This is a genomic window from Microbacterium sp. PAMC21962, from assembly GCF_019443465.1.
In the GTDB taxonomy this organism is placed as follows: domain Bacteria; phylum Actinomycetota; class Actinomycetes; order Actinomycetales; family Microbacteriaceae; genus Microbacterium; species Microbacterium hominis.
Window position 1 is genome coordinate 1,282,901 of sequence record NZ_CP080381.1, and the last position, 13,309, is coordinate 1,296,209.

Consider the following 13,309-nt stretch of genomic DNA (forward strand, 5'->3'; position numbering starts at 1 on the left):
ATGGCTTCGGATGCCTTCGTCGTCGGCGAGGACTGGATCAGCGAGCACTACTTCAACATCGAGTCGACGAAGCAGTCGTTCCAGTCGCGGATCACGGCGCTTCGCAAGTCGTGGGACGAGCGCGCGAAGGACGGCGAGCAGACGCCGCCGTCACGCCTCGCCGCCGTACGACGCGACCTGCTCAGCGCACTCGCGAGCGAGACGACGGATGCCGCGGTGTACGACTCCGCAGTACTCACGCCACTCGTTGCCGCGCTCGGCTACGGAGACGCCCGTTGGCACCGCACGGTAGCCGGCCCGGTGACGATCGTCATGCCCGCCGACACCCCGGAGTCCCCCGCGGGTGCGGTCGTGCGCGCACGACGGGTGGGTGACCTGTCCGATCTGCTCGCCAAGGACGCGGCGACCCTCGTCGAACCGTTCATCCCTGAGGACGCCGAGGCGGTCACGTCGGTCGCCCGCTGCCTCTCGTATCTCTTCAGCGGCGACGACTCCCCGGCATTCGCCGTCGTGCTGTCGGGCACATGGGCGCTCCTCACCGAGCGCGACCGATGGGCGGAAGGGCGCTACTTGGCCGTTGACCTTCAGCTTGTCCTCGACCGCAACGACACCAAGAAGGCCGGAGAGTTCGACCGCGCCCTCGCGGCGCTCAGCAGCGAGACCGTGCTGCCCGACGTCGACGGCACCACGTGGTGGGCCGAGACGCTCGACGACTCGGTGAAGCACACGGTCGGCGTCTCGAAGGACCTGCGCGAAGGCGTGCGGGAGTCCATCGAGATCATCGCCAATGAGGTCGTCAGACGCCGGAAGACTGAAGGCCTCGACCCACTGCCCGACAGCGATGCGAACGTGCTCGCGCGCCAGTCGCTGCGCTACCTCTACCGCATCCTCTTCCTCCTCTACGCCGAGGCGTCACCCGAGATGAAGGTGCTGCCGGTAGGCGCCCCCGAGTACGCGCTCGGATATGGCCTCGACCGTCTGCGCGAGCTCGTTCTCGTTGAACTGGGCGAAGAGTCACGCCACCGCACGCACCTCTACTCGTCGCTCGCGACCCTTTTCCGACTCGTGGATGCCGGGCATGACGCCGGCGCGCAGCACGAAGTTGACGAGACCCTGCGCGAAGGGTTGACTTTCAACCCGCTCAACGCCGACCTTTTCGCGAAGCAGGCAACGTCGCTGATCGACGAGGTCGGGCTCGGCGACGCCGCACTCCAGCGGGTGCTGCAGCTGCTTCTCCTCACCCGCGAGAACCAGGTGAAGAAGGGCCGCGACCGCGGCTTCATCTCTTACGCCGACCTCGGCATCAACCAGCTGGGTGCGGTGTACGAGGGGCTCATGTCGTACACGGGCTTCTTCGCGAAGGAGCCCCTCCTCGAGGTCGCACCGGGGGGAGACGGGGCGAAGGGCTCCTGGGTGGTCCCGGTCTCGCGAGCCGACGGCATCGCGACGAAGGACTTCGTCCTCGGACCGCCGGACGACCTCGGCCGCCGCGAGCCGCGCCGCTACAGCGACGGGGAGTTCGTGTTCCGCCTCTCCGGCCGTGAGCGACAGACCTCGGCGTCGTACTACTCGCCCGAAGTGCTGACGAAGTTCGTCGTGTCGCAGGCGCTCGAGGAGCTTCTCGATCAAGACGGACACCGTACGACAGCCGAGGAGATCCTCAGCCTGTCGGTGTGTGAGCCGGCGCTGGGGTCGGGTGCGTTCGCGATCGAGGCCGTGCGCCAGCTTGCAGAGCAGTACCTCGACCGTCGCGAAGAAGAGACGGGCGAACGCATCGATCCCGATGAGCGTCCCCGTGAGTTGCAGAAGGCGAAGGCCGCGATTGCGCTGCACCAGGTCTACGGTGTGGACCTCAACGCAACGGCGGTCGAGCTCGCCGAGATCTCGCTGTGGCTCGACACGATGGTCGACGGGCTCAAGGCCCCATGGTTCGGCCTGCGCTTGCGCTGCGGCAACTCGCTCATCGGGGCGCGCCGTGCGGTGTACACGGAGAAGCAAGTCATCGACAAGGCATGGCTCAACGACACCCCCACCGACGTGCCGGTTTCGACGCTCGTCGACGACATGAACGAGGGCCGGGTGGGGAGTGCGACCTCGGGCAAGATGCACCACTTCCTCCTGCCAGCGGACGGATGGGGCTCAGCCGTAGATGCCAAGGAGGCGAAGGAGCTCGCACCCGAGGCGCACGCCGCCCTGCGGGCGTGGCGCAATGCGATCCGACGCAAGCCGGCGAACGCTCAGCTCAAGCGTCTGACCGCTCTCGCGCATCGCGTCGAGACGTTGTGGCAGTTTACGCTCCGCCGGCTCGAGATCGCTGAGGGACAAGTCAGCCGCGAGATCGCGCTGTGGAGCGACCCCCGCACTGTGTCGGATGACGGGGGCGCGGTGATCTCTCGGGCCGACATCGAGGCGTTCATGCGCGACCCCGACGGCGCCTACCAGCGGCTGCGTCGGGCGATGGATGCCTGGTGTGCGCTGTGGTTCTGGCCGCTCACCGACACGGTTACCCGTGGTGTCAAGCCGCCGACACTCGACGAGTGGATCGAGGGTCTGGAGGCGACGCTGGGGCGCCACAGCGAAGCCAAGCCGCGCCGCGGCGGAGAGGGTGCCCAGGCGCTCGGCCTGCCCACGATCTGGGGGAACCTCGCGGATGCCGAAGCTGTCGACCTTGGATACGCCGGCGCCGCGTCGAGCAACGATGTCGAGGCGAAGTTCCCCTGGATGCGGGTCGCGCGCGAGGTTAGCGCGGCAGGTGGCTTCTTCCACTGGGAGCTCGACTTCGCTGGTGTATTCGCTCGCGGCGGTTTCGATCTGCAGGTGGGCAACCCACCGTGGGTTCGCCCGCGTTCCGACGTCAGTGCCCTCCTGGCTGAAGGCGATCCCTGGTGGCAGCTCGCGGTGAAGCCGACGCAGTCTCAGGTGAAGTCAAAGCGTGACGAGACACTCGCGGTCCCGGGAGTGCGCGAGCTCCTGGTCGATGGGACGTCTGACGTCGCGTGTACGGCGGCCTTCGTCGGCGCACCGGTCAACTACCCCCACCTCGCCGGCCTGCAGCCCGACCTCTATCGCTGCTTCATGGAGAAGACTTGGCGAAACGCTGGATCCACGGGTTCAGTTGCTCTCATCCACCCGGAGACCCACTTCACCGATGAGAAGGCAGGGCTGCTAAGGCGCGAGACGTATGCGCGGCTGCGTCGGCATTGGCAGTTCATCAATGAGTTGGTGCTCTTCGACATTGATCACCATGTGTCCTTCGGCGTTCACGTGTACGGTGCTTCGCACGAAGCTTCGTTTGCTCAGGCGACGTCGTTGTATCACCCGTCGACGGTCGAGCGGTCACTGGACCACGATGGTTCAGGCGTCGAGCCCGGGCTGAAGGACGACGAGGGCAACTGGGATCTGCGACCCCACGCATCTCGCATCCAACACGTCGACGAGGACACGCTCCGCACCTGGCACTCGATCCTCGAAACCGATCAGGTCCCGGTCGACCGGACCCGGATGGTCTACACCGTGAACACATCAACCGCCGCCGTTCTCGACAAGCTCGCCGACGCACCTCGGATCGGTGACCTAGGATTGCACTTTTCGGCAGGTTGGCACGAGACGAACGATCGATCCAAGGGGTACCTCGAGGTCGATTGGGGGACGCCTGAATCATGGGATCAAGTCATCCTCCAGGGCCCGCACCTTCACGTCGCCAATCCGGCATACAAGACGCCGAACCCCACGATGCTGCACAACCAGGACTGGACCCCCGTCGACCTCGAGGCGCTCCCGGCCGACTGGATCCCCGCAACGTCATACAAGCCGGCTGCGGACCGCGCCACCTACGACGCCGCCTACACCCACTGGGACGGCGACCCCGCCCGAAATCACTACCGAGTCGCCTGGCGTCGAATGGCGGCGAACACCGGCGAACGGACACTGATACCGGCGGTCCTTCCAAGGCGAGCTGCCCACGTCAACGGGTTGTTCTCTATGGCTGCGACTGACAGCAATCCAAGGACGATTGCCCTCGTGGCGGGATCCCTTTCATCGATGCTCGCCGACTTTGCGGTTCGTGCTGTGCCTAAGAGTGAGATTCTGCGCAGCGCGATCGACAGGCTTCCGCTTGCCGAAGGTGAGGCGATCAAGGACGCGATCATCGAGCGAACGCTCCGCCTCAACTGCATCACTGCTGCCTACGGCGAATGGTGGGAGGCGTGCACGGGCACTCCATGGACAGTCGACGTGCCATTGCGATTCCAGCGAGATCGAAGGTTGGCTCAGCTGGAGCTTGATGTACTCGTAGCTATCGCTCTTCGCGTTACAGCGGATGAGCTCTGTGCGCTCTACCGGACCCAGTTTCCTGTTCTCTACGGGTATGACCGCCGGTCATACATCTACGACTCCAATGGCCGCCTCCCTCCGACACCTGTCCTCTCGACATGGCGCGCCAAGGGGCTGAACGAAGGATCATTTGACCTTGGAGAGCTCACAGCCTCTCATCCGTCGAGCGGTATCGAGTACACCTACGAACTTCCGTTTAGCGCTCTCGATCGCGAGGCCGAAATGCGTGCGGCCTATGAGGCGTTCTCTCACTTGGAGACCACATAGTCGGCGAAGCGCTCGAACGCCTGTCGGATTTGTTCCTCGCGGTCTATCGTCGCGAAAGGGAGCTCATACGTGTGAGCTACACCCGATCCCGGGTGGGTCGCTCGACGCTCGTCATCGCTGATCACGTCGCCCTTGGAACGCCACGTGTTCAGGACAGAGTTCGGCACCAGCCGACCGTTGGCATCGTAGAAGTACACGCGCCTGTCGTATCCGTAGAGAACAGGGAACTGAGTCCGATAGATCGTGCACAGCTCGTCAGCCGTGATTCCGAGCGACATCGCGACCAGAACATCGATCTCGACACCGATCGAGCGTCTCGCCGCAGCCCGAGTCGCGGCGGCGTCGGGCGTCCAACGAGTCCCGACGATCGCTTCCCACAGCGGCGCATATCGACTGACGACGCACGTCAGGCGCAAGATCCGTTGTGCGATCTCGACCGCGAGCCGGTTGCTTCCGACACTGGGGAGACGCTCGAACACCCCTTGGTAGATGCCACTCTTCGGCGCGGCGCGCACCGCGAAGTCGGCCACAAGCGAGCTTGCCACTCCGGCGGCGAGAGCAACATCGGCCGCACTCTCCGAACCAACTGAGAACACCCCGTTGATGTGCGTGCTTCCCGGCGGGATGATCGCCGGTATCAGTGTCCGTTCGCCGGTGTTCGCGGCCATGGCTCGCCAGGCGACTCGGTAGTGATTTCGGGCGGGGTCGCCGTCCCAGTGGGTGTAGGCGGCGTCGTAGGTGGCGCGGTCCGCAGCCGGCTTGTATGACGTTGCGGGGATCCAGTCGGCCGGGAGCGCCTCGAGGTCGACGGGGGTCCAGTCCTGGTTGTGCAGCATCGTGGGGTTCGGCGTCTTGTATGCCGGATTGGCGACGTGAAGGTGCGGGCCCTGGAGGATGACTTGATCCCATGATTCAGGCGTCCCCCAATCGACCTCGAGGTACCCCTTGGATCGATCGTTCGTCTCGTGCCAACCTGCCGAAAAGTGCAATCCTAGGTCACCGATCCGAGGTGCGTCGGCGAGCTTGTCGAGAACGGCGGCGGTTGATGTGTTCACGGTGTAGACCATCCGGGTCCGGTCGACCGGGACCTGATCGGTTTCGAGGATCGAGTGCCAGGTGCGGAGCGTGTCCTCGTCGACGTGTTGGATGCGAGATGCGTGGGGTCGCAGATCCCAGTTGCCCTCGTCGTCCTTCAGCCCGGGCTCGACGCCTGAACCATCGTGGTCCAGTGACCGCTCGACCGTCGACGGGTGATACAACGACGTCGCCTGCAGGAACCTCACGCTGGTGGGAGCGCTGTATACATGCACCCCATAACTCACGAGATGATGAATCTCGAACAGACTCAGTTCATTGATGAACTGCCAATGGCGGCGGAGCCGTCGGTATGTCTCATGACGGAGGGCCCCTGCCTTCTCGTCCGTGAAGTGGGTCTCCGGGTGGATGAGAGCGACTGAACCCGTGGGTACGGCGTCCGCGAAGGTGCACAGTGGCGACATGTCTGACGCACTTACCGCCCACTGGGCACGGGAAATCAAGGACTGGCGTGTCGCAATGACGTCGATGCGTCTGTCCCCGGAGACCATCGCTCTCCGCACCTTTCACATCAATCGACTCGGCCGCGCACAGGCTTCGCGGGATCCGTGGGATCTTCGAATCGACGACCTCCTCGAATGGACAGGCCGCCACGAATGGTCGAGGGAGACTGCTCGCGCCGTCCGCTCGTCTCTCCGGAGGTTTTGGCGCTGGGGCGTCGAGACCGGCCGAACAGAAGAGAACGTCGCGGATTCGCTGCCGCCGATCGCCGCGGCGCAACCGCGACCACGTCCCGCGGCGGCTGAGGCAGTGATGTCAGCTCTCCTTGCGGCCGACGCTCGCGTGGCGCTGATGATCCGGCTCGCGAACGACCTCGGGATGCGGCGAGCCGAAGTCTCTCGGGTGGAACCGGCGAACGACCTGGTTCGCGCGTCAGGCGGATGGTCGCTCATCGTCCACGGCAAGGGGTCCCGCAACAGAGTGCTTCCGATCCCCGACGATCTGGCAGCAGTCATCCGCAACGTGCCTTCGGGTTTCCTGTTCCCGAATCAACGTGGGGGTCATCTGTCGCCGCACTGGGTGGGCACGTTGGTCTCCCGTGCGCTACCGGAGGGCACGACAATGCATCAGCTCCGCCACCTATGCGCCACAGAGCTACACGAAGCGACCCACGACATCCGCCTCGTGCAGACCGTCCTCGGTCACGCATCTCTGGCGACGACGGAGCGCTACGTCGCAGTCGACAGTGTTCGCATGCGCGACGCGATTGCCGACCGATCTCGCATGTGGGCGAAGCCGAGCGCGCCGTAAGCTCCGATAGATTCACTGTGTGTCCGAGCTTCTCCCTTCGCGCCAGGCGGCGCAGATCCAATTGAGCTTGGTCGACTACCTCACGACGACATTCGCGCTCTCGGACGAAGAGGCACAGCGAGCCCTTCGTGACTTCCTCGGCCATGCTGAGGGGGGAATCTTCCGTGGCCCGTACGTCCGCGCACGGATACCCTTCCGCGCGGCCGACGATGGGTGGCGTGACGCGCTCGGCTGGTACGAGGGACACACGCCGTACGGCCACCAGGCCGAGGCGTTCCGGCGCCTGAGTTCGGCGAACCTCGGCGAGCAGCCCGACGGATCGATCAAGGCCGCCCCGTTGCCGACCCTCGTTTTGACCGGTACCGGGTCGGGCAAGACGGAGGCGTTCCTCTACCCGATCCTCGATCACGTCATCCGCGCGAAGGCCGCCGGCGAGACCGGACTCAAGGCGCTCATCCTCTACCCGATGAACGCCCTCGCGAACGACCAGTCGCGTCGCCTGGCCGAGCTGATCCGCAGGCACGACGCGCTCAAGGGTGTCCGCGCCGCGATCTATACGGGTGAGACGGCGGGGCGGAGCCGCACGCGGGTCACCGCCGAGGGTCTGATCAACGACCGGAACACGATCCGGTCGGAGCCGCCTGACATCCTGCTCACCAACTATAAGATGCTGGATCAGCTGCTGCTGCGCAGCGCTGACCAGCAGCTGCTCGCGGCCGCGGCGACGAGCTTGCAGTACCTCGTACTCGACGAGTTCCACACCTACGACGGCGCCCAAGGCACCGACGTCGCCATGCTCCTCCGCCGCCTCGGGCTCACCCTGCGACGGCTGCGTCCTGCCGAATCGCCGGAACCTACCGGGACAGGGCCGCTCGGCGACGTAACCCCGGTCGCGACGAGCGCGACACTCGGTGACGACGGCGACCCGGGTCGGATGCTCGAGTTCGCCGAGACGGTGTTCGGCATCCCGTTCCCCGCAGACAGTGTCGTGCGCGAAACCCGTCAGTCGATGCATCAGTGGGTCATCGGCGCACGCGAAGGCGGATCCCCGCTCGGTGGCCGCCCGCACGCGCTCGACAACTCACTGGTGGCACAGGTCGTCGCGCTCCACACTGAGGGCGAAGAGATCGCATCGCGGGTCCTTGCCGATCGGGTGTTGACCACGCTCTTCGAAGAAGGTTCGGCGGTCGGCTGGTCGAACGCCTCCGACGCTGATCTCCTGGCTTCCGTGGCGTCCCATCCACTCGTGCAGGCGATCGCGCAGCGCGCAGAGTCCGCGATTGACGTGGACGCACTCGCCGACGAGTTGCTCCCCGCCGGACTCGGCATCACCGAGTCCTTCGAGGAACGCAGCGCCTCGCGACGCATCTTCATCACGCGTGTGCTTGCAGCGCTGAGCCATGTGCGCGCCCGAGTCGGTCGAGGCGCGCTGTCGATCGACCTGCACCTGTGGATCCGCGAATTGACACGCATCGACCGCGCCGCGACACCCGTGGCGCGGTTCCACTGGGCCGACGACGGCCCCGTCGCACCGGGACTCGACGACCGTATCGAGACCAGCTGGTTTCCTGCGGTCTACTGCCGGCATTGCGGCCGCAGCGGCTGGGGCGTCCATCTCGCACCGGTCGGCAACGAACTCTCGGCGACCGACGACGACATCCGCCGCGATCACGCTGCCCGCGATACGAAGAGTCGCTTCCGCGCACTCCTTCATGCCCCCGTCGAAGCCGATGCCTCGCTCACCGGCGGGCCGGTGCCTGGCCTCGCGTGGTTCGACCACGATCGTCGCGCACTTCTCACAGCGCCGCCTTCGGACGGCGAAGAGAGCACCGCGCTTCCTGTGCTGGCGCTGACCACCGGCGACGTCGACGACGACTCACGCGATGACATGTGCCCGGCATGCGGCAACCGTGACGGCATCCGATTCCTCGGCAGCGCGATGGCGACCATGCTCTCGGTCGTCGTGACGACGCTGTTCGGTGACGCCGACCTCGACCGCGCCGAGAAGAAGGCGCTCGTCTTCACCGACAGTGTGCAGGACGCGGCGCATCGCGCCGGCTTCGTGCAGAGCCGTGCGCACGTGTTCGCGTTGCGCAACGCCATTCGTCACGCGGTGGCCGACGATTCGACTCCGCTCGACGAGATCGCCAACCTGTTGGTGCAGGATGCCGGAGACGATCCCGACGCGCGGTACCGCCTGTTGCCGCCCGACCTGGTCGAGCGCGACGAATTCATCCAGTTCTGGAAGGCGCCGACACTCCGCAGCGTGCCGGCGGCCGCGCTCACGCGTGTCAAGCGTCGGCTGCAGTTCGACCTCGCGATGGAGTTCGGCTTGCAGTCGCGCGTCGGCCGCACGCTCGAGCTGACCGGCAGTCTCGCGGCATCCGTCTCCGCGACCGAGGCCTCGATGCGCGCCGCGGGCCGAAAGGTGCTCGACGAGACGCCCGCCGACGGTGTGATCGACGGCCTGAATCCCGGGTCCAGCTCCGACGAGGTCGTGGTGCGCTGGGTGCGTGGGGTGCTCGAGCGGATGCGTGACCGCGGAGCGATCGGGCACGAGTGGTTCACCCGCTACATCGAGGAAGACGGCAAACGCTGGCCGATCTGGGGCGGACGCCCACGCGGAGTCGGGATGCCGGCGTTCCCTCCCGGCCGCGACGCGCCGGGCTACCCGCGCGTCGGCCCGCACGCCCCGACCAGCGACGACGCGAGGCGCACTCATCTCGATGTCGTGTCATCCGCTCAGAGTTGGTACGCGATCTGGGCGAGGAAGGTACTCGGCTCGACTCCGACAGGCGGAGTGCGACTCACCTCCGCGCTTCTGGTCGAGCTCGAGCGGACCGGGCTGCTGCGCTCGCACCCCGTATCGGGCGGCGCGGCAACGGTGTACATGTTGCCGCCATCGGCGATCGTGGTGCAGCCCGTCGGCTCCCACGGTCGCGGAGCGGAGCCCGTTCGCCTCGCGTGCGACGTGTGCCGCAACCCGGTGACCGGCACCACAGACGCCGTGCTCCAGCTCAATGGGGGGCCGTGCGTATCCGCACGATGCTCGGGTCGCCTGACGCTTGTCCACATCGACGACGGAAACTATTACCGCACGCTCTACGACGAGGGTTCGATGCGACGCGTCGTCGCCCGGGAACACACGAGCCTGCTCGACACCAAGGTGCGACTCGAGTACGAGAACGGGTTCAAGGCGTCGTCCGACGATCCCTCGGCACCGAACGTGCTCGTCGCCACGCCGACGCTCGAAATGGGCATCGATATCGGCGATCTGTCCACCGTGATGCTCGCAGGGCTGCCCAGCACCGTCGCCTCCTACCTGCAGCGCGTCGGTCGCGCCGGACGTCTCACCGGGAACGCTCTGTCGGTCGCGACGGTCACCGGCCGCGGGGACCAGTTGCCGCGCATGGGTGAGCCACTGTCGGTGATCAACGGCGCCGTGCGGCCGCCAGCGACCTTCGTGGACGCCCAGGAGATCCTTCGGCGACAGTACTTCGCATCAATCCTCGATCGCCGGGCCGCGGAAGCCGAAACGGTGCAGACGGCGCAGGACGTCCTGAAGACGGCTGAGGCGGGCTCCTTCCTCGGAGACGCCGTTGCCTACGCGGACGAGAACTCCGCTGAACTGGTCGAATCGTTCCTGAGCACATTCCCGAGTCTCGGTTCGGCTGCCCTCCACCGTCTGCGCGATTGGGCCACGCCGTCAGGGGAACCCGGGACGTCGGGGCTCGCCGCAGCCGTCCGTGACGCCGTGCTCCACTGGAACGTGGATCTGCAGGCCATTTCGCGCCGCCGCACCGAGATCGGCAAGGCCCTTCCTGACCTGCAGAAGGCCGCGGAACTCGGGGTCGAGAGCGATGCGAAAGACGCATTCCGGGCTGCGAAGGCGGCGGATCAGATGCTGCGGAGACAGCAGACCGACCTCGCCGACGGCTACTGGATCAGCGCGCTGGAGCGTTTCGGCCTGCTGCCGAACTACACGCTCCTCGACGACTCCGTTCGACTCGACGCCGCAGTGTCGTGGATCGACCCCGACACCTCGGAGTGGCACGACGACACCTATGCATACGAGCGCGGCGCGGCCGTGGCCATTCACGAACTGGCCCCCGGCTCGTACTTCTATGCGCAGGGGCTTGAGATACCCGTCGACGCCGTCGACCTCGGACCCGGCGGTGAGGCGGTCGAAGACTGGACGTTCTGCCCCGAGTGCGGATTCTCTCGCCGCACCGCCGACGGCCCGCTCGGCGAATGTCCGCGCTGCCTTTCGAGAGGCATCGGAGACGCGGCGCAGCGTATGCCGGTCGCGGAGCTGAAGACGGTCTCTGCGCTCGCCCGGCGTGACGAGGCCGTGATAGGCGACCGGAGCGACGACCGCCGCCGTACGGCGTTCACCGTGAAGGTCACCGCCGACCTCGACCCGGCCGGGGTCGTGCGACGCTGGTACGACAAGGGCTCCGGTTTCGGTGTCACCTACTCGCGCGACCTCACGATCCGGTGGATCAACGTCGGCAAACGCTCGGGATCCGGCCCCAGCCGATACCTCGCCGGATCTGAAGTCACCGGCCCTCTGTTCCGCGTCTGCGACTCGTGCGGTCAGCTCGACTCGCAGGCGGGTGGTAACAACCGCCGCGACCACCGGCCATGGTGTCCGCGTCGCGACCAGGCCGCCGAGAGGACGGTCACGCTCGCCCTCACGCGCACCCTCGTGACGCAGGGGATCTTCCTCCGGCTGCCTCCCGCGCTCACTCTCGGCGACGGGGTCGTCGTTCCCAGCCTCTCTGCGGCCGTCCTTCTCGGGCTACGGGAGTCGATGGGTGGCGACCCCGACCACCTTCGGATCGTTCCCGTGACGGAACCCCTCGCTGGCGACGAGGGCGGCACAGCCCATGCGCTGCTGATCCATGACACGGTGCCCGGTGGCACGGGGTACCTCGCCGAGCTAGCTGACCCGGCGCGGCTCCACGGCATCCTCAAGGCTGCCTGGACGGTGCTGAAATCGTGCGCCTGCCAAGACGAACAGCGCACCGCATGCCATCGCTGCTTGTTGCCGTTCGCGACCGGCAACGCGAACCTCTCGCGCGCTTCCGCGGAGCAGGCGCTTGCCACGCTGCTCGACGTGTCGTCCTCCGGCGCACCGTCGGCCGCGTTCGACGCGACCGACGACGACCCCGGAGTACCGCTCGGCGAGTCGGTGATCGAGCAGCTCTTCCGCAAGACCTTCATCGAACGCGCGCAGGCGCTCGGCGGGCGGGTCAAGGAGATCCCCGGCGACTGGGGCAACAAGGTCCAGGTCTCGTTCCCCGGAGACTCCCGCATCTGGATGTTGCGCCCCCAAGTGCCCCTCGGTCCGACCCAGCCCGACTTCGTGCTCGAGCAGTTCGGAGGCGGTGCCGAGCCGATCGCGATCTACACCGACGGAAAGGCCTTCCACGCGGTGGTCGGGTGTAACCGTCTAGCCGACGACACGAACAAACGGGATGCCGCACGCGGACTCGGTTACCGCGTCATCGCGGTGACGTGGGCTGACCTGAACGGGAAGACGATCGACCACTCGTGGTTCACGCGCGCCTGGGCGGAGAAGGTCGCCGCCCAGGCGCAGCTGCCGCTAACGCAGCTGGCGAAGCTCACGCTCGACCCGATCACCCTGCTGATGCAATGGATGCAGAAGCCGGTCGACGAGGCCAAGCGGAGAGACACCCTCGGCCAGGTGTTGCCGATGATCCTGAGACAGGGTGCGGTGACGACGCCGTTCGGAGCGGAGTCCGCCGTCGAACGCGCCGCGAGGGTGTTCACGGAAGGGCTCCCGGCTGCGGGAGTGCAAGCGCCGGACTGGATCGTCGTGGACGGCTCTCTGGTGTCGACGACTCGGCTGAAGCAGGGCGGCATGACGGAGTTCGCGCTCGTCCTCGATGACCGCGATGCAGCTCTCGCCGCAGACGGGTTCGATCGCGCGTGGCGACTCTGGCTGCACTTGTCGAACATCGTGGGATGGCGCACCGACATGTCAGGTGTCGAGATCACCACGCTGTCGAGGATCATCGCGAGCCCGACTCCAGAGTCGTCCGCCTCTTCATCGGCCGTCAAGCTCCCCGCAGAGTGGGCGGCGCTCGCAGAGGTCGCCACCGCCGCCGAGCGAGGTGTGATCGAGCGCCTGGCTGTGGCATCCGTCCCGCTCCCCGAAATGGGCGTCGAGGTCGGCGGCATCCCGATCTCCTTCGGGTGGACTGTTCCGCGCGTCGCCATCGCTCTCGGTCTGCAGGACGGTGAACCCGAATCGCTGGAGGCTGAGGGCTGGACGCTCATCGACCCACATTCCGAGGACCTCGCCGCACAGATCGCGGCACTGACCGGAGGACACTGA

Annotated in this window: 4 protein-coding genes; 3 read left to right on the forward strand and 1 reads right to left on the reverse strand. The window is 66.5% G+C overall.

Annotation, left to right across the window (positions count from 1 at the left end; genetic code table 11):
• Positions 1–4,599 carry a DNA methyltransferase gene (locus tag KY498_RS06235; protein ID WP_219879556.1) on the forward strand — a complete coding sequence of 1,533 codons (4,599 nt, stop codon included), beginning with the start codon at positions 1–3 and terminating at the stop codon, positions 4,597–4,599.
• Here KY498_RS06235 and KY498_RS06240 read toward each other — a convergent pair.
• Complete coding sequence (locus tag KY498_RS06240) at positions 4,581–5,882, reverse strand: hypothetical protein (RefSeq protein ID WP_219879557.1); 1,302 nt, start codon at positions 5,880–5,882, stop codon at positions 4,581–4,583. The two genes, KY498_RS06235 and KY498_RS06240, sit on opposite strands and share 19 nt — an antisense overlap.
• A 214-nt stretch (positions 5,883–6,096) precedes the next feature.
• Here KY498_RS06240 and KY498_RS06245 point away from each other — a divergent pair, with 214 nt between their 5' ends.
• Together KY498_RS06245 and KY498_RS06250 are read left to right on the forward strand one after the other, a co-directional pair.
• Positions 6,097–6,945 carry a tyrosine-type recombinase/integrase gene (locus KY498_RS06245; protein WP_191008235.1) on the forward strand — a complete coding sequence of 283 codons (849 nt, stop codon included), beginning with the start codon at positions 6,097–6,099 and terminating at the stop codon, positions 6,943–6,945.
• A 19-nt stretch (positions 6,946–6,964) separates the two neighbouring features.
• On the forward strand, positions 6,965–13,309 hold the full coding sequence (locus KY498_RS06250; RefSeq protein ID WP_191008234.1) for a DEAD/DEAH box helicase: 6,345 nt from the start codon (positions 6,965–6,967) through the stop codon (positions 13,307–13,309).